This window comes from Burkholderia sp. WTPI3 (assembly GCF_021483755.1).
GTDB lineage: Bacteria > Pseudomonadota > Gammaproteobacteria > Burkholderiales > Burkholderiaceae > Burkholderia.
Genome location: NZ_JAGIXF010000041.1, coordinates 14,898 through 41,705, shown reverse-complemented (window position 1 = coordinate 41,705; position 26,808 = coordinate 14,898). Strand labels below are relative to the sequence as shown.

24 protein-coding genes and 2 pseudogenes are annotated in these 26,808 nt (G+C 64.8%); 13 read left to right on the top strand and 13 right to left on the bottom strand.

The features are described 5' to 3' along the window. Nucleotides 1-29: 29 nt before the first annotated feature. The 4 genes and pseudogenes from J7024_RS21710 to J7024_RS37555 all read right to left on the bottom strand — a co-directional run. On the bottom strand, nt 30-1,055 hold the full coding sequence (locus tag J7024_RS21710; protein ID WP_175751092.1) for a LacI family DNA-binding transcriptional regulator: 1,026 nt from the start codon (nt 1,053-1,055) through the stop codon (nt 30-32). A gap of 1,472 nt (nt 1,056-2,527) precedes the next feature. After that, nucleotides 2,528-3,615, bottom strand: a protein-coding gene (locus tag J7024_RS21705; RefSeq protein WP_175954597.1) for an IS3 family transposase whose coding sequence is annotated in 2 segments (ribosomal slippage) — nt 2,528-3,354 and nt 3,354-3,615 — 1,089 coding nt in all. Because the reading frame shifts where the segments join, the coding sequence is not laid out codon by codon here. 60 nt (nt 3,616-3,675) lie between these two features. Beyond that, the gene (tssF, locus tag J7024_RS21700) at nt 3,676-5,301 is read right to left on the bottom strand and encodes a type VI secretion system baseplate subunit TssF (RefSeq protein WP_234745478.1); all 1,626 of its coding nucleotides are present in this window, start codon (nt 5,299-5,301) and stop codon (nt 3,676-3,678) included. Between the two features lie 1,071 nt (nt 5,302-6,372). Next, nucleotides 6,373-6,447, bottom strand: a pseudogene (locus tag J7024_RS37555) (transposase); the annotation flags it as partial. A 58-nt stretch (nt 6,448-6,505) separates the two neighbouring features. Here J7024_RS37555 and J7024_RS21695 point away from each other — a divergent pair. Together J7024_RS21695 and J7024_RS21690 are read left to right on the top strand one after the other, a co-directional pair. After that, nucleotides 6,506-6,646: pseudogene (locus tag J7024_RS21695) on the top strand (IS3 family transposase); the annotation flags it as partial. An 80-nt stretch (nt 6,647-6,726) separates the two neighbouring features. Then, on the top strand, nt 6,727-7,353 hold the full coding sequence (locus tag J7024_RS21690; protein ID WP_175751968.1) for a flavin reductase family protein: 627 nt from the start codon (nt 6,727-6,729) through the stop codon (nt 7,351-7,353). A 49-nt stretch (nt 7,354-7,402) separates the two neighbouring features. On the opposite strand, the gene J7024_RS21685 is transcribed toward J7024_RS21690, so the two are convergent. Genes J7024_RS21685 through J7024_RS21675 form a run of 3 tightly spaced genes read right to left on the bottom strand, consistent with a single transcriptional unit; the run spans nt 7,403 to nt 9,812 of the window. Beyond that, nucleotides 7,403-8,299, bottom strand: a complete 897-nt coding sequence (locus J7024_RS21685) for a hypothetical protein (protein ID WP_124829624.1) — start codon at nt 8,297-8,299, stop codon at nt 7,403-7,405. Nucleotides 8,300-8,358: 59 nt separating this feature from the next. Continuing rightward, entirely contained in the window at nt 8,359-8,730 is a 372-nt protein-coding gene (locus J7024_RS21680; protein WP_234745476.1) for a hypothetical protein, read from the bottom strand. Further along, nucleotides 8,727-9,812 carry an IS630-like element ISBmu8 family transposase gene (locus tag J7024_RS21675; protein ID WP_007180368.1) on the bottom strand — a complete coding sequence of 362 codons (1,086 nt, stop codon included), beginning with the start codon at nt 9,810-9,812 and terminating at the stop codon, nt 8,727-8,729. The genes J7024_RS21680 and J7024_RS21675 overlap by 4 nt, the downstream gene beginning before the upstream one ends. Before the next feature lie 234 nt (nt 9,813-10,046). On the opposite strand from J7024_RS21675, the gene J7024_RS21670 reads away from it, so the two are divergent. The 3 genes from J7024_RS21670 to J7024_RS21660 all read left to right on the top strand — a co-directional run bounded on the left by J7024_RS21670 (nt 10,047) and on the right by J7024_RS21660 (nt 12,019). Further along, nucleotides 10,047-10,502, top strand: a complete 456-nt coding sequence (locus J7024_RS21670; protein ID WP_124829622.1) for a hemerythrin domain-containing protein — start codon at nt 10,047-10,049, stop codon at nt 10,500-10,502. Nucleotides 10,503-10,550: 48 nt separating this feature from the next. Beyond that, a complete protein-coding gene (locus J7024_RS21665; protein ID WP_124829621.1) occupies nt 10,551-11,675 on the top strand; it encodes a zinc-binding metallopeptidase family protein in 1,125 nt (374 codons plus the stop codon). Nucleotides 11,676-11,797: 122 nt separating this feature from the next. Further along, nucleotides 11,798-12,019 carry a hypothetical protein gene (locus J7024_RS21660; RefSeq protein ID WP_234745474.1) on the top strand — a complete coding sequence of 74 codons (222 nt, stop codon included), beginning with the start codon at nt 11,798-11,800 and terminating at the stop codon, nt 12,017-12,019. A gap of 55 nt (nt 12,020-12,074) precedes the next feature. Here the strand turns inward: J7024_RS21660 and J7024_RS21655 are convergent, their stop codons facing one another. From J7024_RS21655 to J7024_RS21645, 3 genes are read right to left on the bottom strand one after another with little or no spacing between them, the layout of a single operon-like run. After that, complete coding sequence (locus tag J7024_RS21655; RefSeq protein WP_175761938.1) at nt 12,075-12,392, bottom strand: hypothetical protein; 318 nt, start codon at nt 12,390-12,392, stop codon at nt 12,075-12,077. Beyond that, nucleotides 12,392-12,763 (bottom strand): hypothetical protein, encoded by a 372-nt coding sequence (locus J7024_RS21650; RefSeq protein ID WP_175751974.1) that lies wholly within the window; start codon nt 12,761-12,763, stop codon nt 12,392-12,394. The genes J7024_RS21655 and J7024_RS21650 overlap by 1 nt, the downstream gene beginning before the upstream one ends. Nucleotides 12,764-12,815: 52 nt before the next feature. After that, nucleotides 12,816-13,064 (bottom strand): CsbD family protein, encoded by a 249-nt coding sequence (locus J7024_RS21645; protein ID WP_175751976.1) that lies wholly within the window; start codon nt 13,062-13,064, stop codon nt 12,816-12,818. A 373-nt stretch (nt 13,065-13,437) separates the two neighbouring features. On the opposite strand from J7024_RS21645, the gene J7024_RS21640 reads away from it, so the two are divergent. The 5 genes from J7024_RS21640 (at nt 13,438) to J7024_RS21620 (ending at nt 19,759) form a co-directional block, all read left to right on the top strand. After that, nucleotides 13,438-14,670 carry a 3-methyl-2-oxobutanoate dehydrogenase (2-methylpropanoyl-transferring) subunit alpha gene (locus J7024_RS21640; RefSeq protein WP_124829616.1) on the top strand — a complete coding sequence of 411 codons (1,233 nt, stop codon included), beginning with the start codon at nt 13,438-13,440 and terminating at the stop codon, nt 14,668-14,670. Between the two features lie 2 nt (nt 14,671-14,672). After that, nucleotides 14,673-15,713, top strand: a complete 1,041-nt coding sequence (locus tag J7024_RS21635) for an alpha-ketoacid dehydrogenase subunit beta (RefSeq protein ID WP_124829615.1) — start codon at nt 14,673-14,675, stop codon at nt 15,711-15,713. Nucleotide 15,714: 1 nt separating this feature from the next. Further along, complete coding sequence (locus tag J7024_RS21630; RefSeq protein WP_124829614.1) at nt 15,715-17,070, top strand: dihydrolipoamide acetyltransferase family protein; 1,356 nt, start codon at nt 15,715-15,717, stop codon at nt 17,068-17,070. Nucleotides 17,071-17,075: 5 nt separating this feature from the next. Continuing rightward, complete coding sequence (lpdA, locus tag J7024_RS21625) at nt 17,076-18,467, top strand: dihydrolipoyl dehydrogenase (protein ID WP_124829613.1); 1,392 nt, start codon at nt 17,076-17,078, stop codon at nt 18,465-18,467. Nucleotides 18,468-19,129: 662 nt separating this feature from the next. Beyond that, the gene (locus J7024_RS21620; RefSeq protein WP_234745473.1) at nt 19,130-19,759 is read left to right on the top strand and encodes an NAD(P)H-binding protein; all 630 of its coding nucleotides are present in this window, start codon (nt 19,130-19,132) and stop codon (nt 19,757-19,759) included. A gap of 41 nt (nt 19,760-19,800) precedes the next feature. On the opposite strand, the gene J7024_RS21615 is transcribed toward J7024_RS21620, so the two are convergent. Continuing rightward, nucleotides 19,801-20,718 carry a LysR family transcriptional regulator gene (locus tag J7024_RS21615; protein ID WP_124829611.1) on the bottom strand — a complete coding sequence of 306 codons (918 nt, stop codon included), beginning with the start codon at nt 20,716-20,718 and terminating at the stop codon, nt 19,801-19,803. A gap of 128 nt (nt 20,719-20,846) precedes the next feature. On the opposite strand from J7024_RS21615, the gene speB reads away from it, so the two are divergent. From speB to J7024_RS21600, 3 genes are all read left to right on the top strand, one after another. Then, a complete protein-coding gene (gene speB, locus J7024_RS21610; protein ID WP_124829610.1) occupies nt 20,847-21,797 on the top strand; it encodes an agmatinase in 951 nt (316 codons plus the stop codon). Between the two features lie 579 nt (nt 21,798-22,376). Further along, nucleotides 22,377-23,807, top strand: a complete 1,431-nt coding sequence (locus tag J7024_RS21605) for a purine-cytosine permease family protein (RefSeq protein WP_124829609.1) — start codon at nt 22,377-22,379, stop codon at nt 23,805-23,807. 172 nt (nt 23,808-23,979) lie between these two features. Then, entirely contained in the window at nt 23,980-25,038 is a 1,059-nt protein-coding gene (locus J7024_RS21600; protein ID WP_124829608.1) for a porin, read from the top strand. A gap of 75 nt (nt 25,039-25,113) precedes the next feature. On the opposite strand, the gene J7024_RS21595 is transcribed toward J7024_RS21600, so the two are convergent. Both J7024_RS21595 and J7024_RS21590 read right to left on the bottom strand, forming a co-directional pair. Beyond that, nucleotides 25,114-25,287, bottom strand: coding sequence for a hypothetical protein (locus J7024_RS21595; protein ID WP_175751983.1), 174 nt, complete (start codon nt 25,285-25,287; stop codon nt 25,114-25,116). 60 nt (nt 25,288-25,347) lie between these two features. Continuing rightward, nucleotides 25,348-26,553 (bottom strand): MFS transporter, encoded by a 1,206-nt coding sequence (locus tag J7024_RS21590; protein ID WP_234745472.1) that lies wholly within the window; start codon nt 26,551-26,553, stop codon nt 25,348-25,350. Between the last annotated feature and the right edge of the window lie 255 nt (nt 26,554-26,808).

Below are 26,808 nucleotides of genomic sequence, written 5' to 3'. Positions count from 1 at the left end.
GCCGCGCACGGGTGACGCGGCTCGGGCGTTCAGGCTTGGCGCAACTGCAGGTCGGCGGCCGGCGGCGCGACCGTCGCGCCGTCGCGCACCGTGTGCGGCAGGATCAGCGATGCGCGCTCGATCGTCGCGCCGCCGATGCATTCGACGAGGCGCCGCCATGCGTGGCGGCCGATGTCCCGGTTCGGCGTCGCGACGCTCGCCAGCGGCGGTGCGAGCAGCTCGCCGATCGCGATGCCGTCGAAGCCGAGTACCGACAGGTCGTCCGGAATCGAGAAGCCCGCTCGGCGCAGGCCGCGCATCACGACCATCGCGAGCAGGTCGTTGCTGCAGAAGAGAGCGGTCGGGCGTGTGGCTTGCGCGGTGAGATGCGCGAGCACCGCATCGGGCAGCTCGGGTGCGTTGAAGTCGACTTCGACGGGCGGCAGCGTCGCGACGCCGCTTTCCTCGAGCGCCTGCGCGTAGCCGAGATGACGCTGGCGCGCGCGATCCGACGCGGCGAGCGAGCCGGCCAGCATCAGCACGCGACGATGGCCGCGCGCGGTGAGCATCCGCACGCCGTCGTAGGCGGCGCGGCGGTTGTCGACCGACACCGACGGGCGGCGTTGCGTGTCGTTGTGCATCAGCACGTAATGCGGACCGTCGCGGTCGAGCATGTCGAGCAGCGGATGCGTATCGGCATCGGCAACGGTGAGGATCAGACCTTCGACGCGCTGCTCGCGCAGCGTCTCGATCGCGTGGCGCTCGCGCGCCGCGTCGTATTCGGTCGTCATCAGGATCAGCTTGAAGCCGGCCGCGGTCGCGAGTTCGTCGATGCCTTGCAGGCAGTCGGCGAACACCGGGTTCGACAGCGTCGGCACGACGACGCCGACGAGCCGTGTGCGTTCGCCGCGCAACTGCCTGCCGAGCGGGCTCGGGCGGAACTGCAGCGCGTCGATCGCGGAGCGGATCGTCGCCAGCGTGGCGGGACTGACGGTATGCGGCGCGTTGATCGCACGCGAGACGGTGGCGATCGAGAAGCCGGCGAGCGCGGCGACGTCCTTGATGGTCGGGGTCATGGAATTACGCGATGTAAACGTTTTCGGCAGGGAAATTATCGAAAACGTTTGTGACTTCGCGATGACGCGCATGACGTCTGTTTCGTAACAAGCACGACACAAACATCAGACGGTTGGCGCCCGCCGGGCAGGGGGGCTTCGATTGTATCGGCGGATGTTGCGGCGCGGGAGGAAATCGGCGCGCGTGCCGCGCCGCCATCGATTACGGCGTATGAATCCGGTGCGGACGGCGTACGCAAGCGCGCGGCATCGCGATGCGATGTGTCCGAATCAGGGAACGCACGCGCAAGCAATGGTAGAATCGCGTCCGCCCTTTTGCCGGGGTGATGAAATTGGTAAACATAGCGGACTTAAAAGATTGAGTGCCCGGTCGGAAACGGCCGGTGCAGAACCCTTCAAATTCGGTGAAACCCCTGATGCGCGCATCGAGGCAACGCCGAGCCAAGCCTCGCGGTACAACGCCCGCGAGGAAGGTGTAGAGACTAGACGGGGGGCGCCTAAGGCGCACGGGCGGCGATCACGCCCGCGCGCGACGGCGAAGGCATAGTCCAGCGCACGAACGATGTCGTTCCGACGACGCCGGCTTCGAAAGAAGCAGTGTGACGAAAATCCGCCGCCTTAATTGGCTTGCCGGTTCAAGTCCGGTCCCCGGCACCAAATACGCTTTCAAGATCATCCTTGGAAATCCAGAAACCCGCGATAGCCATAAGGCTTCGCGGGTTTTTTATTCCTGATTTGTCCAGTCTGGCCCGTGTGAATCCGGGGGCATGCGGGGGTACTTTCGGGGGGATTTGGGTTGATGGGTGATGCCCCCGACAAAAAATGCTCCTCGGGGCCATAGGGTGCGCCATGCCGCTGACCGACGTCACTATCCGAAAGGCCCTCCCTCGTGAAAAGCCGCTCCGCCATCGCCAATGGCGGCGGCATGTATCTCGACGCTGGGGCTGGGAAGACGGTCTTTGGTCGCGAGCCAGTAGCACCCGAACGGGAACCTGGCGATGAGGACGATGGCCAGGCCGACCAGCATGGCAATGTAGAGAGTGGAATTCACGAAGTCGCCCGAGCGAAGTACGCCGATGCGGAGGTGCATCGGTGGAGCGGCGGTAGTGAGCCGTGTTCGTGGACGTAATCTATGATTAAAAAATCTGGCTCACGAAGAAATCGGAAATTTTTCCCTGGAAGATGGTGAAATTCCGGTAATTTCGCGCACGAACGTCAGGCTACCAATTTATTTGAGATAAGGCGGTATGCGAGCGTACTGCCGCCTTGTTCCGAAAGGAATTTATAATCAGCCCTCGGCAGAAACCCCACCTGAATACCAACCAAGGGAAAGCTGCATGGGCCACACCGCGCTTTATAAGACGCTGCGTCTGGGGGACGCGCAATACAATCGTCTTGTCAAACTCGACACGCCGCTTGGCGTCGACTGGTTAGGCAATCCCCCCGTTTTGCACGGGGTTCAGAAATAGAAACTAAGCGGCCACGGCCAACCGCTGCTTTGGCGTAAATCCGCCCAGGGCCATGTTCGGGCGGTCATGATTGTAAGTCCACATCCAATCGGTCGCGAAGCGCTGCACGTGGTCCAAGTCTTCCCAGTGGTACTGCGACAGCCATTCGTACCGTACGGTCCGGTTGAATCGTTCGACATACGCATTCTGCTGCGGCTTGCCCGGTTGGATGTAGTCGAGCCTGATGCCGTACTGTCGGGCCCATTCGATGATCGCCGCGCTCAGGTACTCGGGCCCGTTATCGCACCGAATCGCTTTTGGCCTGCCGCGCCAACCAATGATCTGCCGCAGCGCACGGATCACGCGTTCGGACGGCAATGAGAAGTCGATCTCGATGCCGAGTGCCTCGCGGTTGAAGTCGTCGATCACGTTAAACAGCCGGATGCTACGTCCGTCGGCAAGTTGGTCGTGCATGAAGTCCATCGACCAGACCTGATTGACGGCAGACGGCACCGCCAGCGGTTCCGGGACCTGCCTGACCAGTCGCTTGCGCGGCTTGATTCGCAGGTTCAACTCCAGTTCGCAATAGATCCGGTACACGCGCTTGTGATTCCAGCCGAAGCCTTTCACGTTGCGCAGGTACAGGAAGCACAGTCCGAAGCCCCAGTTCCGGTGGTTGTCCGTCAGGCGCAGCAGCCAGTTCGCAATCTCGTCGTTCTCGGCGCTGCGCCGACCGACGTACCGATAACAGGCCTGGCTGATCCCAAATGCCTCACATGCCAGCCGGATCGATACGCCCCGGCTGCACACCGCATGCATGGCCATCTCACGCCGGCAAGATGGCCTCAATCTTTTTTTGCGAGCGCCTCCGCTACGATCTCGGCCTTGATCTTCTCCTCGACGTACATCTTGCGCAGCCGGGCGTTCTCGGCCTCCAGTTCCTTCATCCGCGCGATCAGCGAAACGTCCATGCCGCCGTACTTCGAACGCCATTTGTAGAACGTCGCCGTGCTGATGCCCAACTCCCGGCACAGGTCCGGCACCGACAGCCCCGATTCCACGCGCTTGAGCGCGTCCATGATCTGGCTGTCCGTGAATCTCGATTTCTTCATTCCGTAGAACTCCCTCAACAAGAAAATTCTACTTCTGATCACACCGGTTTCTCGGGGGGATTACCCGTCGAGGAGTTTCGCGTGTCCAGTGGATTGAGCGGTGAACTGGCGGAACAGGCGTTTCAGCTCCGTAAGCCCGGTGCGGGTCAATTCGATCGAGTGCGGGGCAAACCGCGTGATGAGTCGCCAAGCTGCGTCGCCTTCACTCGACAATCGCACGACTTCTGTTGGCGCGTCCAGCATCACGATGCGCGAAACCATCGTTCCCTGCTCGTTGACCAGATCGCCATCCTCGGCGCCGGCCCGCATCGTTGGAGGGAAATTGCCATTCGAGCAGATGACGTCTGCCGTTATCTGTTCGATTACGGTGCCGGTTGTCGGTCGGCCGTCGAGGTCCACCAGGTTGAGCGCGGTTTCCTTCTTTCCGGATGGCGAGGCCGCGTTATGGTGCATGAGGACCCAATAGGGGCCCGTGGGTTTGCCGGAACTGCCGTGCATGAGCGACACGAACGGATGGATGATGTTCGCTCTGGAACTGCCTGTCGTGGCACGGACCGACTCGACAGACCAAACTTCGACACCCGCAACACCCGTATTCTGGGATTGCACGGGGTACGTATTCGTGATCGGACTCCGCTTGAGTGGCAGCGACGTAAGCCGGAACAGGTTGACGATTGGCGTGCAGAAAAGCCTCAGATTGTCCGCTGACAGATTTTTTAGTCGTTGTGCCGTCCACGAATCTGGATGAACGCCGCAAATGGCGAGATGCAAGGTAAGTTGCTGGCTGGAGCCTGCCGTATGCGCGAGCGCGGCGAGATCGACGTCGACGAAATCGAATTTCTTGGGGAACGCAAAATATTCGCTCAGTAGCCGCAGGGCTGGTGGACCGTCGTCTTCGTCGAGAAGCTTCTCGGCCTCATCGTAGCCGGCGGCGGCGAGTGGCGGTGTGGTCAGCGTTGACCAGCGACGTTCGGCGTTTTCGACGAAGGCGGCTGCCGTATGCATCGTCATCGTGTCCATTGCTGCGCCGACGACTTCGCGAGGGCCGCTGACATGGATGCGCAACGGGCTGGGGACGGTTTCGATGCGAAAGTCTGGGCGGGCAACCGTAAAAGTGATGGAAAGCAGACCGGTTGTGCCGGCGGGCAGGACGACGTCGGCGGGAACGGCAGTTGCCGGAGCGTAGCGTGCAGTCGAAATCCGCACTGGAGCTAGCGTTACGTCATATACGGTTCGGAAAAGGCAGTCTTCCGTTTTGCTCGCCAGTTCCGTGCCGCGGGCAATGAGCGATGGCTCAGTGAGCTTTTCGAACATGTCTGAGACATCGAACTGGGCGATTGCACACGCAGGAACCGTTCGGAGATACTGGGGATACAGCATGCCGAGGAGGGCCTCGGCGAATTCCGGATAGTTGTCGTCGAGCCGGCTTCCTATATCAGCAGCGAGGAGCGCGAACGACTGCAGCATCCGTTCGACGTGGGGATCTTCGGAGCGGTCGCCGGAAATCCCCAGGCGAACAGCAATTTTGGGATAGCGTGTCGCAAAGATCGCAACTGACCGGCGCAGCAGTGAAAGTTCTCGTTCGTAGTGCGGAAGCAGATGATCCATTGCGTGAAATAATGAATCGGCCGGACAGTAAAACGCCAAGTCTTCCTCTGGCGCGGTTGCGCTGAATGTGTCGGGCACGCCAACGTTTGACGTTGCTATGATAACCGCTTAACTGGGTGGGCCTGTACGTCGATCGTCTCGGAGGCCCGCTGGATTCTGCGATCAGCGGGACCGGAGCGTCTTGTACCGCCCACAACGTATCTTTGTCGCACATGCCAGTTCAGCAAGACGAATCGCATCCGGTATTGGGCCGTAGTCGCGCTTTGCGAAATGCAGCCGAAAAGCATGGCCTGATTTGCCTGGATTTGACCTATCGAGGACTGAGGGAAAAACATCGATTCGCGTGCGAATATGGTCACGTAACCCGTATCAGCCTGCGCAACTTGATCCGTCAGCGAGAACTCGGTTGCCGGGAGTGTACGCAGATTGCGGCGACGGAACGCATGCACCATCTCGCGAAGAAAGCCGATTCGATCTGCCTGAACGCAAAGTGGCGAGGCACGGCTGCGCAATACCGTTTCCGCTGCAATGCCGGACATAGTTGGTCGTGCCTCGGTCAGTCTCTCCTGCGCGGGGCAGGGTGTACGGTCTGTGCTGCGCTGAATGGTCAGTTGATGGGGGCACCGCTCCTGAATGGCCTGAAGCGATTGCAAGACGCCGCTGCGCAGTATGGAGGCGTTTGTCTGTCGAGGCGATACCAGGGCGTGCAGGCCGACTATAAGTTTCGCTGTGCTCAATGGCATACGTGGCAGACCAAAGGGGCGACGGTTCTCTATCATCATTCGTGGTGCGCGCGATGTGCTCGCGACAGGAAGTACTTCTTGCCGGACGGGCTCGAGCGATTGCGGGTGCTGGCAGCGCAGCGCGGTGGGCGATGTTTGTCACAGTCGTTCGGGGGCGCTGCGGTGAAGCACCAATTTGAATGTGCGAACGGCCATCGATGGGAGGCCACGGCTGGGGCGCTGCTTTATAGTGGGAGTTGGTGCCGTCGTTGCGCATACGATCGCCGTCGTTCGTCAGATGGGCTGGCACGGTTGCATGCTGCTGCGCAGACACGCGGCGGGCGATGCCGGGCCGATCGCTATGACGGCGTAATTGCGCAATACACCTTTGAGTGCGCCGAAGGTCATAGATGGCAGACTGTACTAGATCGATCAGTTCATTGGGAAACAGCGTCGGCGCCTTCGGATTCTTGCTCTTCTTGGTCCCGGTTGCTTCGGTCATGGGATGTTATTTCCGTTATCGACCCGTGACCCCGACACACTAAAATCGGACAGGCCCGGACGCGAAGGCCGATTTGTTCGAATACATCGAAGTGTTTTACAACCGCAGTCGTCGCCATTCGTCTCTCGGCCCGGTTTCTCCAGAGCAGTTCCTTCGGGACTGGATCAAGGCTCGGCAGACCAAGGATGCGGCTGCATAACTCGGGACCGTTGGAAGGGGAAAAACCGAGGGAACCTCCATCGTCTTCAACGCAGTTTGCTTCCTGCCACACCATCCGCCATGACCGACTCGAGCTACCACTATTACGAACCGTCGCAAGGCCACGGCCTGCCGCACGATCCTTTGAACGCGATCGTGGGCCCGCGCCCGATCGGCTGGATCTCGTCGCGCGGCAGCGACGGCACGCTGAACCTCGCACCGTACAGCTTCTTCAACGCGTTCAACTATCGTCCGCCGATCATCGGCTTTTCGAGCACGGCGGCGAAGGACAGCCTGCGCAACGTGCAGGAGACCGGCGAATTCGTCTGGAACCTCGCGACGCGCGACCTCGCCGAAAAGATGAATCAGACCTGCGCGGCGGTGCCGTACGACGTGAACGAATTCGACCTCGGCGGCCTGACCGCGATTCCGTCGCGCCTCGTCAACGTGCCGCGCGTGGCCGAAAGCGGCGTCAACTTCGAATGCAAGGTGACCGAGGTGATCCGGCTGCGCAATCATCACGGCGTCGACACGCCGGCCACGCTGGTGCTCGGTGAGGTCGTCGCCGTGCATATCCGCCAGAGCCTGCTGAAGGACGGCATCTTCGACACGTTCGGCGCGGGCATCATTCTGCGCGCGGGCGGCCCGTCGGCCTATGTGCACGTGAAGCCCGACAGCCGGTTCGACATCGCGCGCCCCGACGCGTGATGCGTCGCGTGCCGCGCGCCGGCTCCGATCCGCTCCGCGGCGCGTGGCGTCAACAGTCACGCGCCCGCCCGCCAATCGTCGCGCCGAAGCTCGCGACGAAGGCGCCGACAAGCATCGACGCAAATGCCCAGAGCGAGAAGACCGCGACGGCCTTGCGGGCCGCATCGGCGGCTTCGCGCGCTTTCTGTTCGGTGTCGCGCGCGATCCGTGTGGCTTGTGCCTCCACCTCGCTCAGCCGTTGTTGCGCGGCCGCTTCGTCGATCCCCGCCCGCTGGGCGATCAGTTTGACGAGGTAGGTCTGGTCGGCATCGTCCAGATTGCCGTTCACGAGGCTGCGCGCGAGGATGCGCGAAATTTCCTGATGCACGTCGGCCGGGCTGCCGACGGCGGCGGGGTCGTTCGGGCGCAGCAACGTATCGGTGAAATAGTCCAGCGAGCCGTGATCGGCGCCTGCCGGTGCGATGTGCCCGACGACCCCGGCCGCGGCACCGGCTCCGGCCCCAGCCAGCGTCGCCCCCGCTTTCGCCGTGCCCGATGCGACGGACGCGATCGTGGACCCCAGCAGCACCACGCCGACCAGCGCGCTCACGGCCCAGACGACCAGCCCATGGGCGGTATCCCTGAAATAGATTTCATCGCCGGCGGCGTCCGTCCATTTCGTGCGAAGTCGGCCGGCGACGTAGCCCGCGATCCCGTAGGCGATGATCTGGGTCACGAAAAGCCAGACGATCGATCCGACCGCGAGCGCCGAGCCCGACGCGCCTTCATTGCGCCACGGAGAGACGGAAAGGAATCCGAGGCCGGTGCCGCCCGTCAGCAATGCGACGGATATCGCCACGGCGACGACGGCTCCCGCGAAGATGGCTCCCCACGACACGGCCGAAGCCGGCGATTCGGCGCCGACGCTGTCGTAGGAGGGGGTGAAACCGGGGCGAGCATTCTGCATGTCATCTCCTGTTGTCCGGTCGAGACTGTCTGTGTCGAAAATGTTCGTGGGTGGGCACGTCAATGCCAGAACAGCGCGATCAGGATGATGATCGGAATCGGTACGCCCAGCATCCACAAAAGAATGGATCTCATGAAGCCTCCTTGGTCGAGGGTTGTCGATGCCGTGTCGGCAATCGAGCGGTCAGTCCGATATCGATCGGCAATCCGCGCCGGTCGGCGAGCCGTGCTGTTGCGATGGCGGCTTCGTTTCCGCGGAATGCGGACGGCATGTGCGTCGGCGCAAACGGAAACCGGCTGGCTTCGACCCGCGCAAAGCGTTTCGAAATCGTGAAGGAATCCGAAAGAATTGGCGATCGATCCGGCGCCGCCAATATGAACCCAATCGCGAGATCGGCACAACGACGCAATTGCACTAGTGGTCTGCGTCAAACAGATTGCATCTTATTCAGTTTGGCCCTGGCACGCGTGACTTTCGCGAGGATGTCGGAGGCTTTTGCTGTCCAGATGAATGGTTTCGGATGACGATTGTGCTTCTGCACGTACTGTTCGATTGTGCTGACCAATTCGGGTACCGAGCGGAACGCCGCACGTCGCAACTGGTTCACTGATAAGTCACGAAAGAAGCGTTCGACCATGTTGAGCCAAGAGGCACTGGTGGGCGTGAAATGCATGTGGAATCGCGGGTGCTTGGCAAGCCATGCCTGTACCTCGGGGTGCTTATGGGTTGCATAGTTGTCAGCGATCAAATGCAGCTCCTTGTCCTTGGGCGTGTTGCGATCGATCTTGCGCAAGAAGCTCAACCACTCCTGGTGACGATGTTTAGTCTGGCACTGGCCAATGACACTGCCATCGAGCGTGTTCATCGCGGCAAACAGCGTCGTCACACCATGGCGCTTGTAATCGTGCGTCATCGTTTGAGCGCGACCTCGCTTGAGCGGCAAGCCCGGCTGGGTCCGATCAAGTGCCTGGATCTGGGACTTCTCATCGCAGCACAGGACCAAGGCGTGCTCCGGGGGATCGAGATACAGCCCGACGATGTCCTCGAGTTTCTCGGCAAAGTGCTTGTCGTTCGATACCTTGAAGCTCTCTAACCGATGCGGCTTGAGGCCATGCGCCTGCCAGATGCGCCGCACGCTCGCCTCACTTATGCCGGCCACCGCTGCCATGCTGCGTGTGCTCCAATGCGTCGCGTTATCCGGACGTTGCTGCGTCGTCAGTGCCACAACGGTCTTGACCTTGCGCGCGGAGATCTTCGGCTTGCGCCCGGGTCGCGTCTCATCCCGCTCGATCCCCGTCACACCGTCAGCTATAAAGCGAGCGCGCCAGCGTGCGACCGTGCCTCGCCAGATAGCCAGGTCCGCACTGATCTCTTTATCTGTCTTTCCCTGCGCTGCGAGCAAAATCATCTTGGCGCGCTCAGCCAGTCGAACCGGAATCGTCCGGCCAGTAGCCCACGTCTTTAACTGTTTGCGCTGTGCTTCACTTAGCTCAACTTTCGCCGCGATTCGCATGAGTTCTCCCTCCGTATCAAGGAGACTCGTAAACCGCGATTAAGTTGCATTATTTGTGACGCACTACACTAGTTGCACCAGGGCATGGCCGCGCTGCGATGCCGGGAAAATCGACGCACCCCGCGGGGCCGAGATGTCCTAGTGCATTTGCAACTGTCGCGCGACGCCGAGGTTTGTGACCATATCGAAGCTGCGGAGCGACGTGTTGGATGCCAACTACCCGGGAGCCTTTGAATGGCCGAAACGATCTTCGATGCATTGCGCGAAAGTCACGAGATTCAGCGTTCATTGATGCGCCGGCTGTTGCGCTCGAAACCCGGCCCGGATCGCGGCATGCTGTTCGAACAGCTGCGTATCGAGCTCGGCGCGCACGAGGCGGCCGAGGAGCGCTTTCTCTATGTGCCGATCCTGATGGACGACCGCGGACTTCATCCGTCGCGCGATGCGCTGGCCGATCATCACAAGATGGACGAGATTGTCGACGACCTGCGCGGCCGCGAGCCGAACTCGCGCGGCTGGCTGGCGACGGTGCGCAAGCTCTCCGCGGAACTGCACGATCATCTGAAGGAGGAGGAGAAGATCTTCTTCCAGATTTCAGGCAAGATCCTGCGCGATTCGGACAAGTCGGCGCTCGCGAAGCGATACCGGAACGATTACCGGCGGATGCATGCGCGGCTCGCGGATGAATAGCGCCCGAGCCGAGCGACGAAGGACAGCCATGAAGGGGGACGGCACATCGTGAAAACCTTCCACTGCGGACAATGTTCGCAACTGGTGTTCTTCGAGAACGTGAAATGCGAGCGCTGCGACGCGCTGCTCGGCTATCTGCCGGACGTCGGCGAAGTCGGCGCGTTCGAGCCCGCGGGCGATGGAACGTGGCGCAGCCTGCATCCGGCTGCGCCGGGGAAATCCTATCGGCAATGCGGCAATTACGCGATCGAGCAAGTCTGCAACTGGATGATTCCGGCGGAAAGCGGCGATGCGCTGTGCCGCGCGTGCGTGCTCACCGAGACGATTCCGGACCTGTCGTTGCCCGAGAACCGGCTGATGTGGTACCGGCTCGAGGCCGCGAAGCGGCGGCTCCTCTATACGCTGCTCGTGCTGGGCCTGCCGGTCGAATCGCACGCGCAGCAGCCGGCGTGCGGCATGCGGTTCGCGTTCAAGGCGTCGACGGATGCCGAGCCGGTCATGACCGGCCATGCGAACGGCCTCGTCACGGTGAATCTCGCCGAAGCGGACGACGCGAGGCGGGAGCAGATCCGCACCGAGATGCGCGAGCCCTATCGCACGTTGCTCGGTCATTTCCGGCATGAAATCGGCCACTACTACTTCGATCGCCTCGTGAGCGGCACGCACTGGATCGAACCGTTTCGCGCCTGCTTCGGCGACGAGCGGGCCGACTATCAGGCCGCGCTCGACGCGCACTACGCGAACGGCGAACCGGCGGGCTGGGAGAGCGCGTACGTCAGCGAGTACGCGACGATGCATCCGTGGGAAGACTGGGCGGAGACGTGGGCGCACTACCTGCATATCGTCGATACGCTCGATACCGCGACCGCCTGCGGACTCGTGCTCGCTCCCGACAACGCGAGCCTGCCGACGCTGTCCGACCAGACGTCGGTCGACGAAGCGAGCTTCGGCAACCTGATGCGGCGCTGGTTTCCGCTCACCTATGCGCTGAACAGCCTGAACCGCAGCATGGGGATGCCGGACGCCTATCCGTTCGTGCTCGCGCCGGCCGTCGTCGCGAAGTTGCGCTTCGTGCACGATGTCGTGGCCGCGGGGGCCGATGCGACGGACGCCGAGCCGTCGCTCGTCGCGCATTCGGCGGGGAGCGAGGCGACAGGAACGCCGCCCGCCTGAATCGCCCGAATGCCGCCCCGGCATGCGCTGCGTGGGCATCGATGTTTTTCGCGTATCTGGCGGATGTGCCGTCGCGCGGGATCGGCCGGCGCGGGCGATTCGCTTTTTCAAGGAGAAGTCGTATGAAGTTCCTCTCGATCATGGTGACTTGCATCGCGCTGTCGGTCGTTTCCGCTTCGGCCCGGGCGGCAGGATGCCTGAAGGGCGCGGCGGTCGGCGGCGTGGCGGGGCATGTCGCAGGCCATCATGGCGTGGTCGGCGCGGCGGCGGGATGCGCGATCGGCCATCACCACGCGGCGAAGAAGGCGAAAGAGGCGAGCGCGGCAGCGGCCGCCTCGCAGTGACGGCAGCAAGACGGGCGCCCGCGCATCCATGCGGCGTTTCGCCGGGGCGTCCGTCTTACTTCTGCGCGACGTCTCGCGTCATGCGCCCGATCATCGCCACCAGGCCGGCGCGAACGGCGGTCGTCACGAGCCGTCGCGGCCCGAGAACCGCCAGACCGGCCAGCGCCACCGCCACCGCGATCGCGACGCCGGTCGACCCGCCGAGCGCGGGCAGTTTCACGACCGGATGGCCGCCGCGATCGCGTGCAGACGGCTGCCGTGTCAATTCGAGCACATGGTTCGACGCGGACAATTCGGCGCGCGTGGCCGCCATGCGGGCCAGCAGAATGCTGCGTTGCGATTCCGGCGAGCCGTCGGGCGTGCGTCGTTTCATTACAGACTCTCTTTGACGGCCTGGATGTCGCGCTGCAACTCGCCGACCAGCGTGGCGAAGGTGCCGCGCTCGTCGCGCCTGTGCGCCGCGACGAAGGCGCCGACGGACACGAGCACCCAGAAGCCGGCGATCGCCCACGCGGTTTCGATCAGATACGGCGTTTGCGCGGCGCTGACGATCGCCGCCACGCACACGAAGGCCAGACCGAACGTCACGCTCAGACCGAGCAGTGCATACAGGATCAGATCGCGCAGAAAGGACTGCTTCGCGAGATCGAACTCGACTGCCGCCAGGCTGGCGTAATCGGTCAGGCGCGACGCCGAGAATTGCGCGACGTTTTGCCATTTCCTGACTTGTGAAAGCAACGTCATGGCATGCTCCCGTGCTGACTTCAACGTGCGCCGGCCGGCTTTCGGCCGCCGATCAGCGCTTCGACCACAGGGCGCCGACGAGAAAGCTTACCGCCGCGACGGTTGCCAGCGTCGCAAGCGGGTTGCTCGCGGTCACGTCCCGGACCTGATCGAGCGCCTCGCCATACGACTGCTGAACCTTGCCGGCCACTTGACGCGCCTTTCCCTCGAGCTGCATGTCGGTGTCGCCCGCGACGTCGCCCACTGCTTCCTGCGCCTTGCCGGCCAGTTTCTGCACCGTGCCTTCCGTTTTTTCGAACATGATCGACCTCGTCGTTCAAGGGGGTTGTCGGATCGTCGGGACACGGCCGGATCGCGTTCGCGACATACGCCGATATCCCGCGAGTCAGTATAGGGAGGCCGCGGGTTGCGCGTGATGTCCAAATGCACCGGAGCGATTAGTGCATTTGAGGGGCTGGCGGGGCGGAGCGCGGCGATGCGCGGCGGCCGATCTGTCGCCGTGCCATGGCAAATCTGCTCACCACGAACGAGCGGCTTGGTCATCGACGTCCGGCGCGCGAGCGCATAGATTTCCAAGGTTGGCGCGCTTATCCGCGCGCCAGCCCGCGCGTGAGCCGGCAACCGGCCGCGCGTTTTTATCAGCGTGAGACACAATCGAGCGTGGAGACGACACGATGAGCCTGTCAGAGCCATTGCGTCTGCATGTGCCGGAGCCTACCGGGCGTCCGGGCTGCAAGACGGATTTTTCCTATCTGCATCTATCGCCGGCCGGCGCGGTTCGCCGCCCGCCGATCGACGTTGCCGCGGCGGATACCGCCCATCTCGCACGGAGCCTTGTGCGCGTGCTCGACGACCACGGCCAGGCCCTCGGTCCGTGGGCCCCCGATCTCGACGATGCGCGCCTGATCGCCGGGATGCGCGCGATGCTGAAAACCCGCATCTTCGACGCGCGCATGATGATCGCGCAGCGTCAGAAGAAAATCTCGTTCTACATGTTGAGCCTCGGCGAAGAGGCGATCGGCGCCGCGCATGCGATGGCGCTGCGTCACGGCGACATGTGCTTCCCGACCTACCGTCAGCAAAGCATCCTGATCGCGCGCGACGTGCCGCTCGAACGGATGATCTGCCAGCTGATGTCGAACGAAGGCGACCCGCTCAAAGGGCGTCAGCTTCCGGTGATGTACTCGGACCGCGAGGCCGGCTTCTTCTCGATTTCCGGCAACCTCGCGACGCAGTTCATCCAGGCGGTCGGCTGGGCGATGGCGTCGGCGATCAAGGGCGACACGAAGATCGCGTCGGCATGGATCGGCGACGGCGCGACGGCCGAGGCCGACTTTCACACCGCGCTGACGTTCGCGCACGTGTATCGCGCGCCGGTCGTGCTGAACGTCGTCAACAACCAGTGGGCGATTTCGACGTTCCAGGCGATCGCGGGCGGTGAGGGCACCACCTTCGCCGGGCGCGGCGTCGGCTGCGGAATCGCTTCGCTGCGCGTCGACGGCAACGACTTCCTCGCGATCTACGCGGCATCGGCCTGGGCGGCCGAACGCGCGCGCCGCAATCTCGGGCCGACCCTGATCGAATGGGTGACCTACCGCGCGGGCGCGCACTCGACGTCCGACGATCCGACCAAATACCGGCCGGCCGACGACTGGACCCATTTCCCGCTCGGCGATCCGATCGCACGTTTCAAGCAGCATCTGATCGCGAAGGGCATCTGGTCGGACAGCGCGCACGACGCGCTCACGGCCGAACTCGAAGCGGAAGTGATCGCCGCGCAGAAGGAAGCGGAGAAATTCGGGACGCTGGCCGACGACCGGATTCCGTCGCCGGCGTCGATGTTCGACGACGTGTACAAGGAGCTGCCCGCGCACCTGCGCCGCCAGCGCCAGGAACTGGGAGCGTGATCATGGCGCAACATGAAACGACGACGGCCGCACAGCCGATGACGATGATCCAGGCGCTGCGCTCCGCGATGGACGTGATGCTCGGGCGCGACGACGACGTGGTCGTATTCGGGCAGGACGTCGGCTATTTCGGCGGCGTGTTCCGCTGCACCGAAGGATTGCAGGCGAAATACGGCAAGTCGCGGGTGTTCGACACGCCGATCTCGGAAGGCGGGATCGTCGGCGCGGCGGTCGGGATGGGGGCGTACGGCTTGCGCCCGGTCTGCGAGATCCAGTTCGCGGACTACTTCTACCCGGCGTCCGACCAGATCGTGTCGGAAGGCGCGCGACTGCGCTATCGCTCGGCCGGCCAGTTCATCGCGCCGATGACGATCCGGATGCCGTGCGGCGGCGGCATCTACGGCGGCCAGACGCACAGCCAGAGTCCGGAGGCGATGTTCACGCAGGTCTGCGGATTGCGCACGGTGATGCCGTCGAATCCGTACGACGCGAAGGGGCTCCTGATCGCATCGATCGAGAACGACGATCCGGTGATCTTCCTCGAGCCGAAACGGCTGTACAACGGACCGTTCGACGGTCATCACGAGCGTCCGGTCACGTCGTGGCTCAAGCATCCGGGCAGCGAGGTGCCGGAAGGCTATTACACGGTGCCGCTCGATACGGCGGCCGTGGCGCGGCCCGGCAACGACGTGACGGTGCTGACGTACGGCACGACCGTTCACGTGTCGCTCGCCGCCGCCGAGGAGACCGGTATCGATGCGGAAGTGATCGACCTGCGCACGCTGTGGCCGGTCGATCTCGACGCGATCGTCGCATCGGTGCGCAAGACCGGCCGCTGCGTGGTGGTGCACGAGGCGACGCGCACGTGCGGCTACGGCGCGGAGCTGGTGTCGCTCGTGCAGGAGCACTGTTTTTACCACCTTGAGGCGCCGGTCGAGCGCACCACGGGGTGGGATACGCCGTATCCGCACGCGCAGGAATGGGCGTATTTCCCCGGCCCGGCCCGGGTTGGCGAAGCGTTGCGACGCGTGATGGAGGCCTGAGATGGGGATTCATGTCATCAAGATGCCGGATATCGGCGAAGGGATTGCCGAGGTCGAGCTGGTGGCCTGGCATGTACAACCGGGACAGACGATCGCGGAAGACCAGCCGCTCGCCGACGTGATGACCGACAAGGCGGCGGTGGAAATTCCGTCGCCGGTCGCGGGCAAGGTGCTGGAACTCGGCGGCCGGATCGGCGAGATGATGGCGGTCGGCAGCGAGCTGATTCGTCTCGAGGTCGAAGGCGACGGCAACCTGAAGCCGGGCGCGAAGGGGCGCGACGCCGGCACGGATGCGACGCCGCGTCCGGCCGTGACCGAAGCGGCCGATGCGCACGCCAAGTCATCCGAAGCATCGGCGGCATCTGCGGCCTCCGGCGCACCGGCGTCATCGGACGCAACGCATCACGCCGCGAACCGCACGTCGGCCGAGCCGCGTCGCGCCGAACACGCCGCGTCGCCGCGTGCCGCACTCGCGCCTGGCGAGCGGCCGCTCGCTTCGCCGGCGGTACGCCAGCGCGCGTGGGACATGGGCATCGAGCTGCGCTACGTGCGCGGCACCGGCGAAGCCGGGCGGATCCTGCATGCGGATCTCGATGCGTATGCGCGCACGGGCGGCGGTACGGTGCGTGCGTCGCAGGCGCACGGCTACGACGAACGCAATGACGAAACCGACGTGCCGGTGATCGGCCTGCGGCGCGCGATCGCGCGCAAGATGCAGGAAGCGAAGCGCCGCATCCCGCACTTCAGCTACGTCGAGGAGATCGACGTCACCGAGCTCGAATCGCTGCGCACGGAGTTGAACCGCCGCTACGGCGACACGCGCGGCCGGCTCACGCCGCTACCGCTGCTGATCCGCGCGATGGTGGTCGCGTTGCGCGATTTCCCGCAGATCAACGCGCGCTACGACGACGAAGCCGGCGTCGTCACGCGTTATGGCGCGGTGCACATGGGCGTCGCGACCCAGACGGACGGCGGCCTTACGGTGCCGGTGCTGCGTCATGCGGAAGCACGCGACGTGTGGTCGATCTCGGCCGAAATCGCGCGGCTGGCCGACGCGGTCCGCACGAACCGCGCGCAGCGCGACGAGCTCGGCGGGTCGACGATCACGATCTCGAGCCTCGGCGCACTCGGCGGCATCGTCTCGACACCGGTCATCAACCATCCCGAAGTCGGCATCGTCGGCGTGAACCGGATGGTCGAGCGGCCGATGATCCGCGACGGCGCGATCGTCGCGCGCAAGATGATGAACCTGTCGTCGTCGTTCGACCATCGCGTTGTCGACGGCGCGGATGCGGCCGAATTCATCCAGGCCGTGCGCGGGTTGCTCGAGCGCCCGGCGCTGCTGTTCGTGGAGTGAGCGCGATGAAGAACGAACACACCACGTTGCTCGTGATCGGCGGCGGTCCGGGCGGTTACGTCGCCGCGATTCGCGCGGGGCAGCTCGGCATTCCGACGGTGCTCGTCGAGCGGGAACGGCTCGGCGGCACGTGTCTGAACATCGGCTGCATTCCGTCGAAGGCGCTGATCCACGTCGCCGACGCGTTCGAGCAGGCGTGCGGGCAGGCCGGTGAAGGAGCGCTCGGGATTCGCGTGCGCACACCGGAGATCGACATCGCGAAAAGCGTTGCATGGAAAGACGGCATCGTCGAGCGGCTCACCCGCGGCGTCGGCGCGTTGCTGAAGAAACACGGCGTGCGCGTGCTGCACGGCCACGCGCGCGTGATCGACGGCAAGACGGTCGACGTAGTCACCGGCGGCGATACGATGCGGGTCGCCTGCGAGCACCTGTTGCTCGCGACGGGCTCGGAACCGGTTGCGCTGCCGTCGATGCCGTTTGGCGGACATGTCGTGTCGTCGACCGAAGCGCTGTCGCCCGCGTCGCTGCCGAGGCGGCTGGTCGTCGTCGGCGCGGGCTACATCGGGCTCGAACTCGGGATCGTCTATCGCAAGCTCGGCGTCGAGGTGAGCATCGTCGAAGCCGCGGAGCGCGTGTTGCCCGCGTATGACGCGGAACTCGCGAAGCCGGTCGCCGATTCGCTCGCGCGGCTCGGCGTCGGACTATGGCTGGGCCACAAGGTGCTGGGTCTCGCGAACGACGGCGCGGTCCGCGTGCAGGCGCCCGACGGCACGGAGAAGACGCTGCCGGCCGATCGCGTGCTGGTCGCGGTCGGGCGCCGCCCGCGCGTCGACGGCTTCGGGCTCGAATCGTTGCCGCTCGATCGCAACGGCCGCGCGCTGCGTATCGACGACGAATGCAGGACGTCGATGCGCAACGTATGGGCGATCGGCGACGTCGCGGGCGAGCCGATGCTCGCGCATCGTGCGATGGCGCAGGGCGAGATGGTGGCCGAACTGATCGCGGGGCGCCGCCGCAGGTTCGTGCCCGCGTCGATCCCGGCCGTGTGCTTCACCGATCCTGAGGTTGTCACGTCCGGCTGGTCGCCCGACGACGCGAAGGTGGCAGGCGTCGACTGCATCAGCGCATCGTTCCCGTTCGCGGCGAACGGGCGCGCGATGACGCTGCAGGCGACCGAAGGTTTCGTGCGCGTCGTCGCGCGGCGCGACGATCACCTGATCGTCGGCTGGCAGGCGGTCGGGCGCGGCGTGTCGGAGCTGGCTGCGGCGTTCTCGCAGTCGATCGAGATGGGAGCGCGGCTCGAAGACATCGGCGGCACGATCCACGCGCATCCGACGCTCGGCGAAGCGATGCAGGAGGCTGCGCTGCGTGCGCTCGGGCATGCTTTGCACGTGTGACGCGATTTCGCACCGGCAGGCATGGCAGTACGAAGCCCCGCTGCGGCGGGGCTTTCTTGTTGGTGCCGGAAAGGGGCGTGGCTCGGGGCGTTTCGACAGCGGGATCTTCGGATTGCAAATGATCGATGGCGATGCCGGGCAAGCTGGCTTCCTGACCCGGCAACCGGAGGATCGGCGCGCATATACGGCGCTCGACGTCCTTCAGGCGATGTACCCGATTAGCTGGCCGAACCTCACCAGGGAAAGTCGGCTCCGCGAAGGATGACGCGAACGCTGCGACCGATGCATCGATGCAGGTTTGCCGTTCACGAAAGCGCCCGCGCGTCGGCGGGCCGTGCCGTCACATCCCGATAGAATGTATCGATCGCGTTTGACGCGGCGCCGGAACTGTCCGCGCCGCTGCAGCGCCTTTTCGCCGAACGCGCGGGCGTACACGCGCTGGGCGGGCATTGCGCCGGGCGTGTCGCGGCAGGCGGGAACCGACGCATAGCGGATGCCGCAGGCCGGTGTTGACCCTCCCGCGCGAACCGTTCATCGTGTCGATATCCAGTCTGATTCGTCGCCCGCAAACGGGCGGGGTCATCGCAACGCGGCAGCGGACTGCCGGGCGCGCGGTTGTCGCTCACGGCGAACTCGCGCAAGCCTCATACGGAAAACCTGACATGAAACTGTTGCTCGTCGGCGCGACCGGCCTCGTCGGGCGCCACGTCCTCGAAGTCGCGCTCGCCGATGAACGGGTGGACCATGTCGTCGTCGCCGCACGCCGGCCGTTGTCGCCGCATCCAAAGATGCAGGCGCTGGAAGTCGATTTCGAGGATCTGCCCGAGGCGGCCGACTGGTGGCAGGCCGACGCGGTGATCTGCACGCTCGGCACCACGATGCGCACCGCGGGTTCGCAGGCTGCGTTCCGGCGTGTCGATCACGACTACCCGCTCGCGGTGGCGCGTCTCGCACACCGGCACGGCACGCCGACCTACGTGCTGAATTCCGCGCTCGGCGCGGACCCGGCGTCGCGCATCTTCTACAACCGCGTGAAGGGCGAAGTCGAGCGTGCGCTCGCGGACGTCGGATTCGCATCGCTCACCTGCGTGCGGCCCGGCCTGATCGGCGGCAGCCGCGACGAATTCAGGTTGGGCGAACGGTTGTTCGTCCTTGCGTTGAGCATCGCCGGGCCCGTGCTGCCGATGAAATGGCGCGTGAATCCCGCATCGCGGATCGCCCGCGCATTGCTCGACGCCGCGCTCGATGCGCGGCCGGGCGTACACGTCATCGCGTCCGACCGGCTCGTCTGAGTCCCGCGGCCGGCATCGCACGGCTGACGTTGCCGCGCCGGCTATCCGTGCGCGAAACCGTCGAGCAGCCCGAACTGTTCGGCAAGCGCTTCGGCGAATGCATCCAGTGCTTCGCCGCCGTCGCTGTTCCTCGGCGTCGCGAGCTGGAATTCGACCGTGTGGCTCAGCCTGCTCGCGAGCAGCTTGCGCATCTTGCCGGCCGCGACCCACGGCGCCGCGACATGGTCCGGCAGGAAGCCGACGTGCGCGCCGGACAGGATGAAGATCACGTCGGCATCGACGTTTTCGGAGAACGCGGTCGGCTGCGCGTTGCGCAGCGCCGCACCGGCCGTGTTCGTCTTGTAGAGCCGGGCGACGTTGCTTGCCTGCGCGACATCGTTCATCGATACGGTTCTTTTCGCGGCGAGCGGATGCCGGGCGCCGCAATAAAGCGATTGCGGTTCGACGAACAGCGGCGCGTAGTGCAGGCCGGCCTGGTGCCCGGAGAAGTAGCCGACCGCCAGCTGCAACTCGCCCTTCAGCAGCTTGCGCTCCAGTTCGTCGGGCGCCACCGCGAGCATCTCGATGAGCACGTCCGGCGCACGTTCGCGAAAGCGGCCGACGGCCGTTGCGACCGATTCGACGATGTCCGGTGCGAGCCGTTCGGACAGCCCGATGCGCAGCTCGCCGAGCAACGTGCCCGACACGTGCTGCGTATCGCGCGTGAATACGTCCATCGCCTGCAGCAGGCGCCGCGTCGATTGCAGCACGCGTTCACCCTTCGGCGTCAGCCGGAAGCCGCTCTTGCCGCGCTCGCACAGTCGGAAGCCGACGCGCGTCTCGAGCTTGGCCATCTGCGTGCTGATGGTGGACGGCGCCATCCCGAGCGTGCCTTGCGCCGCACTGAAGCCGCCGCTCTCGACGATCGTGACGAAGAGCCGCAGCAACTGCACATCCATGTCTCTCAAGCGGGTCAGCATGGCGATACATCGCATTTTATGAAGTCAGCTTATGTTAGTTCATATTTTTCGTTGAAAGCGATCGCGGCAGAATCGGCATCGGGTCGCCGCTCGTGCGGCCGACATCTCCACCAGACAGGAATCCGACGATGAACCGGAACGATCTCGCGTTCACGCGCGACAGCCTCTACGGCACGCAGGCCGAACCCAGCTTCGCCGGGGCGACCAGCTTCATGCGCCGGCGCTTCAGCCGCGATCTCGACGGTGTCGATCTCGCGATCACCGGCGTGCCGTTCGATTCGGCCGCGTCGCACCGGCCCGGCACGCGCTTCGGTCCGCGCGGGCTGCGGATCGCATCGACCGGGATTGCGTGGGAGCGTCCGTGGCCGTGGGACTTCGATCCGTTCGACGTGCTGGCCGCGGTCGACTATGGCGACTGCGCGTTCGATCTGGGACAGCCCGAGTCGGTGCCGGACGCGATCGAGCGGCACGCGGATGCGATCCTGTCGCGCGGCTGCGCGATGCTGACGCTCGGCGGCGATCACTTCATCACGTATCCGCTGCTGAAGGCACATGCGAAGGTGCACGGCCCGCTATCGCTCGTGCACTTCGATGCGCACACCGACACGTGGCCGGATCGCGACGTCAAGCGCATCGATCACGGCACGATGTTCTATCACGCGGCGCGCGAAGGATGGGTCGCGCCCGAGCGCTCGGCGCAGATCGGCATTCGCACGACCAACGACGATCCCATGGGATTCGACATCCAGGATGCGCGCAGCGTGCATGCGACGACGCCGGCGGCGGTCGCCGCGCGCATTCGCGAGCGCGTGGGCGATCATCCCGTCTACCTGACGTTCGACATCGACTGTCTCGATCCGGCGTTCGCGCCGGGCACCGGTACGCCGGTTTCGGGCGGGCTGTCGAGCCATCAGGCGCTCGAGATCCTGCGCCATCTGAACGGCATCGATCTGGTCGGGATGGACGTGGTCGAAGTGTCGCCGCCGTACGATCACGCGGAAATCACGTCGCTGGCAGGCGCGACGATCGCGCTGGAACTGATCTGTCTGCATGCGTCGCGCCGCCGCGGCGCGCGGTGACGGCGAGCACTTGCATCGAACGATGAACGATCCGGTCCATCGCCATGCCGTTCCCGACGATGCGGCCGAGATCCCGGCTGGACGCCGCCGGGGCAACCGGACGATGCCGGCGATGCAATCCTGACGCTGTGGATCGCGCAGTGCACACGCGATTCGATCCCATGACGCACCGGCTGCACGCGCCGCGCATTCGCAAGGCCGCTTCATTCCGGTCTCCTCCCGCTACGCCGCGTCCATCGCGCGCTTCAAGTCCGAAACCACTTTCCGGCGCCTGACCTTTCATTTTTAAAACGCTCTGCTTACGGCTGCGAAGGTCGGACAAGTCCTGATTATTCGGACGCTTTTGAAAATTCATCGATATCGGGTAATCACCGATATCACGCAAGTTGTATATACAAGATCATCCGCTGGCAATGTCGGCACACGTCGTGCCGGTTGCGCGCCAGCGTGCAGACCGAGCGTGCGTGGCGCATGCCGGCGATCCACGGCGCACCGCATGCGAAGAGCCGAAAGGGCGGCTCGGCACGTTCCAGTCTCGTCCAAACCATTTGTGATCCTCAGTATCTTGGAGATTTACCCGTGTCAACGAATTCCAGTGGAAAAGCCGGCGGCCTGATCGAGGTCCGCTCGATCGATTTCATCCCCGACACCGAACGCCACGGCGGCCTGCTGAGCCAGTTCACGCTGTGGCTGTCGGCGAATATGCAGATCACGGCCATCGTCACGGGCGCACTGGCGGTCGTGCTCGGCGGTGACGTGTTCTGGTCGCTGGTCGCGCTGCTGCTCGGCCAGTTCGTCGGCGGCGCCGTGATGGCGCTGCACGGTGCGCAAGGTCCGCAGCTCGGGCTGCCGCAGATGATCTCGAGCCGCGTGCAGTTCGGCGTGTACGGCGCGATGATCCCGATCGTGCTCGTGTGCCTGATGTACATCGGCTTTTCCGCCAGCGGCTCGGTGCTCGCAGGGCAGGCCGTCGCGCAGCTGCTGCACGTCGACGACGCGCTCGGCATCCTGCTGTTCGCCGCCGTGATCGTCGTGCTGACCGTGTTCGGCTACCGTGCGATTCACTTCGTCGGCCGGATCGCGAGCGTGATCGGCATCGTCGCGTTCGTCTACATGTTCGCGCAGCTGTTCGCGAATCACGACGTCGGCGCGCTGCTCGCGAACAAGCACTTCTCGCTTGCGAGCTTCCTGCTGTCGATGTCGCTGTCCGCATCGTGGCAGATCGCGTTCGGCCCGTACGTCGCCGACTATTCGCGCTACCTGCCGCGCTCGACGTCGTCGGTCGCCACATTTTGCGCGGTCGGCCTCGGCTCGGTGATCGGCGCGCAGGCCGCGATGGTGTTCGGTGTGTTCGCGGCCGCGCTCGCCGGCAGCCAGTTCGCGCACCACGAAGTGTCGTATATCGTCGGCCTCGGCTCGACGGGCGCCGTGGCCGCGCTGCTGTACTTCAGCATCGCATTCGGCAAGGTGACGGTGACTGCGCTCAACGCGTACGGCAGCTTCATGTCGATGGCGACGATCGTCAGCGGTTTTCGCGGCAAGGGCGCGGTGTCGTCGCGCAGCCGTCTCGTGTACATCGTCGGGATGATCTGCGTGTCGACGCTGATCGCGCTCGCCGGCCGCCATTCGTTCCTGAAGGAATTCACCGCGTTCATCCTGTTCCTGCTCGCGTTCTTCACGCCGTGGAGCGCGATCAACCTGGTCGATTACTACTGCTTCACGCGCTCGCGCTACGACGTGCCGGCGCTGTCCGATCCGGACGGCCGCTATGGCCGCTGGAACGTGATGGCGATCACGATCTACGTGGTCGGCATCCTGGTGCAACTGCCGTTCATGTCGACGCACATCTATACGGGCCCGCTCGTCGATGCGCTCGGCGGTACGGACATCTCGTGGATTCTCGGCCTGATCGTGCCGGCCGTGCTGTATTACATCGGCGCGCGCGCATCGCGCCGCAGCATCCCCGAGCGCCTGATCCTGCCGCTCGAACGGGGCGAAGTTCAGCACTGACGCATCGCGTCGCCCGCCGGGCCGGCGTGCAGCCGGCCTGAGCGGCCCTTCGCTCGGGCTTTGCGCGAAGGGCCGCGCCGTATCTCCTTGATTACTCGCGATGTCGGCATGGCAAGACCATCGCGCCCGGCATCGTTCCATTCTCCTTCAATTGGATAGTAGGACTAAGAAAATGAACGCACGAGGAAATCATTCCCGCGCGCGGCCGGTGCACGCCGGCCTTCGCATCGCAGTTGCGACGGCATGCGTCGCCGGTTCGGGCGCGGCCTGCGCGCAGGACGGCGTCACACTGTACGGCGTGATCGACGAATTCGCGCAGTACGTGAACACCGGCAACGGCTACACGGCGGCGATCGGCTCCGGCGGCCAGTGGGGCAGCCGGTTCGGCGTGAAGGGCGGCGAGGACATCGGCGGCGGGCAAAAGATCGAGTTCGCGCTCGAGAACGGCTTCAACCCGAACGACGGTTCGCTCGCGAGCTCGGGCAGCATGTTCAACCGGCAGGCGTGGGTCGGCATCGCGGGGCAGTGGGGCAAGGTGCGCGCGGGCCGCCAGAATTCGCCGCTGTTCAACGACCAGGGCGGACAGGATGCGTTCGGCGGCGTCACGCAGGCGTCCGGCATGGACAACCTGACCGTGTTCTCGTTCCGCACGAGCAATACGCTGTCGTACCAGAGCCCCGAAATCGCCGGGTTCCAGGCCGGGCTGTACTTCGGCTTCGGCGACGCGGGCGGCGTGCGCTCCGCGGGCTCCAGCCAGCAGTTCGACGTGACCTACGAGCACGGGCCGTTCGCGGCGTTCGTCGCGGGGCAGTGGCTGAAGAGCGCGACGGCGACCACGACCGATCGCACGATCATGGCCGGTGCCTCGTACGAGATCGGCAAGGCGACCGTGTACGGCGGTTTCTCGGCGGTGAAGTGGGACGACCTCGGGATCGATTCGCGCGTGTACGGGTTGTCGGTCAAGTATCAGCTCAACCCGGCGAACTACGTTGCGCTCGGCTATGCATACCTGCACGACCAGACGTCGCAGGGCGACAATGCGGACCAGTTCGGGCTGATGTACGAATACGACCTGTCGAAGCGCACGAGCTTTTATGGCGCGCTGTCGTACCTGCGCAACCGGAACCAGGCAGGGTACACGCTTGCCGGCGCGGCGAATCCGGGGCTGCCGCTTGCCTATCCGGGCGCGAATGCGCGTGGTGTGCAGCTCGGCATCGTGCATCGGTTCTGACCGGTGCCGCATCGGGCGCCGGGCGTTGCAGGTCGGCGCCTGCTTCTTCCGCGTTCGCGTGTTCGCGCGGTTACATCACTCTGTCGAGAATGCGTGCCAGGCCGCGTTCGCCGTGCGGCCGCGATGCAGTTCGAACAGGTGGCCGCATCCGCGCCGGGAGACGAAAGGCCGATCGACAGTGCGCGCGGCCACGTCGTGGAAACGATGGCGTTTTTCAATGACGAAAAAATGGCCGCATTGCGCGGCCATCGAAATGCATGTTTCGAGTCCGGTGTGCCCGCGCGATTCGCCGGGCCGGCAAGGTCGCGTTCAGGAATTCGCGGCGGCCGGTGCGCGGCGGCGCTGAGCGACCTGCAGCGCGACGACAGCGAGCCCTGCCGCGGCGATCAGCCCGCCGACGGCCGGCACCGCCGCGTAGCCGAAGCCGGCCGAGATTGCCGCACCGCCGGCCGCCGCGCCGAGCGCGTTGCCGAGGTTGAACGCACCGATGTTCACGGCCGATGCAAGGCCCGGTGCTTCGTGTGCGGCACGCATCACGCGCATTTGCAGCGGCGGGACCACCGCGAACGTCGCGATACCCCAGACCAGCAGCGTGATCGCGGCACCGGCATGCGTGCTGGCGAGCAGCGGAAACGCGGCCATCGTCGCGATCAGCAGCACCAGAAACCCGGCCAGCGTGCCGTCGAGCGAGCGGTCGGCCAGACGGCCGCCGGCGATATTGCCGATCGAGAAGCCGACACCGATCAGCACGAGCATCGCGGTCACGAAGCCGGGCGTGGCGCCCGTCAGGTGTTCGAGGGTCGGGGCGACGTATGTATACAGCGTGAACATCGCGCCGGCGCCCAGCACCGTCGTGGCGAGCGCGCCGAGCACGACGGGGCGCGTCAGCACCGACAGCTCGGCACGCAGGTTCGGCATCTTGCCGGCTTCGCCCTTCGGCAGCGCGGCGAACAGGCCGGCGATCGCGACGATGCCGAGGCCCGCGGTTGCCGCGAACGACATGCGCCAGCCGATGATCTGGCCGAGCCACGTCGCGGCCGGCACGCCGCCGACGTTCGCGATCGTGAGGCCCATGAACATCGTCGCGACGGCGCTGGCCTGCTTCTCGCGCGGCACGATGCTTGCCGCGACCACCGAGCCGAGCCCGAAGAACGCGCCGTGGTTCAGACTCGTGACGAGTCGGGCGAGCAGCAGCGTCGTGTAGTCCGGTGCGATGGCCGACAGCAGGTTGCCGATCGTGAAGATCGACATCAGCGCGATCAGCGCCGAGCGGCGTGACCAGCGCGCGAGCAGCAGCGTCATCAGCGGCGCGCCGACCATCACGCCGATCGCATATGCGCTGATCAGCATGCCGGCCTTCGGAATCGACACGTACACACCGTCGGCGATCACGGGCAGCAGGCCCATCGGCGAGAACTCGGTCGTGCCGATGCCGAACGCACCGGCGGCGAGCGCCAGCAGCGGCAGCGTGGCGCTGCCGCCCGGGCGGGAAGGAGAAGAAGTCGTGGTGTTCACGCGAAGTGCTCCTGTAAGCGTTGGGCAACGGCATCGCGCCGTTGTGGACAGGCTGAAGTGTGCCTGCACTACTTTTGCGGAAAAAGCCGCATGCAGGCGAAATTATCTTGATTTCATGTCAACAATGCAGACTCGGCCGGTGTGCACACCCGGCCCGCAGGACGGGGCTTCCGGCGATTCGCACGCGATCGACGGCTGGGCGCGCGAGTGGGCCCGTGCCGTGCGAATGGAGTCCGTCGCCGGAGCAACGAGGCT

Excerpts from the sequence above, each read along its gene's own strand:
- J7024_RS21635 (WP_124829615.1), top strand. The coding sequence starts at position 14,673 with ATGGCGCAACATGAAACGACGACGGCCGCACAGCCGATGACGATGATC.
- J7024_RS21620 (WP_234745473.1), top strand. The coding sequence starts at position 19,130 with ATGAAACTGTTGCTCGTCGGCGCGACCGGCCTCGTCGGGCGCCACGTC.
- J7024_RS21645 (WP_175751976.1), bottom strand. The coding sequence starts at position 13,064 with ATGTTCGAAAAAACGGAAGGCACGGTGCAGAAACTGGCCGGCAAGGCG.
- J7024_RS21685 (WP_124829624.1), bottom strand. The coding sequence starts at position 8,299 with ATGCAGAATGCTCGCCCCGGTTTCACCCCCTCCTACGACAGCGTCGGC.
- lpdA (WP_124829613.1), top strand. The coding sequence starts at position 17,076 with ATGAAGAACGAACACACCACGTTGCTCGTGATCGGCGGCGGTCCGGGC.
- J7024_RS21660 (WP_234745474.1), top strand. The coding sequence starts at position 11,798 with ATGAAGTTCCTCTCGATCATGGTGACTTGCATCGCGCTGTCGGTCGTT.
- J7024_RS21630 (WP_124829614.1), top strand. The coding sequence starts at position 15,715 with ATGGGGATTCATGTCATCAAGATGCCGGATATCGGCGAAGGGATTGCC.
- J7024_RS21710 (WP_175751092.1), bottom strand. The coding sequence starts at position 1,055 with ATGACCCCGACCATCAAGGACGTCGCCGCGCTCGCCGGCTTCTCGATC.
- J7024_RS21650 (WP_175751974.1), bottom strand. The coding sequence starts at position 12,763 with ATGACGTTGCTTTCACAAGTCAGGAAATGGCAAAACGTCGCGCAATTC.
- J7024_RS21640 (WP_124829616.1), top strand. The coding sequence starts at position 13,438 with ATGAGCCTGTCAGAGCCATTGCGTCTGCATGTGCCGGAGCCTACCGGG.
- J7024_RS21670 (WP_124829622.1), top strand. The coding sequence starts at position 10,047 with ATGGCCGAAACGATCTTCGATGCATTGCGCGAAAGTCACGAGATTCAG.
- J7024_RS21600 (WP_124829608.1), top strand. The coding sequence starts at position 23,980 with ATGAACGCACGAGGAAATCATTCCCGCGCGCGGCCGGTGCACGCCGGC.
- J7024_RS21655 (WP_175761938.1), bottom strand. The coding sequence starts at position 12,392 with ATGAAACGACGCACGCCCGACGGCTCGCCGGAATCGCAACGCAGCATT.
- speB (WP_124829610.1), top strand. The coding sequence starts at position 20,847 with ATGAACCGGAACGATCTCGCGTTCACGCGCGACAGCCTCTACGGCACG.
- J7024_RS21690 (WP_175751968.1), top strand. The coding sequence starts at position 6,727 with ATGACCGACTCGAGCTACCACTATTACGAACCGTCGCAAGGCCACGGC.
- J7024_RS21675 (WP_007180368.1), bottom strand. The coding sequence starts at position 9,812 with ATGCGAATCGCGGCGAAAGTTGAGCTAAGTGAAGCACAGCGCAAACAG.
- J7024_RS21595 (WP_175751983.1), bottom strand. The coding sequence starts at position 25,287 with ATGGCCGCGCAATGCGGCCATTTTTTCGTCATTGAAAAACGCCATCGT.
- J7024_RS21615 (WP_124829611.1), bottom strand. The coding sequence starts at position 20,718 with ATGCTGACCCGCTTGAGAGACATGGATGTGCAGTTGCTGCGGCTCTTC.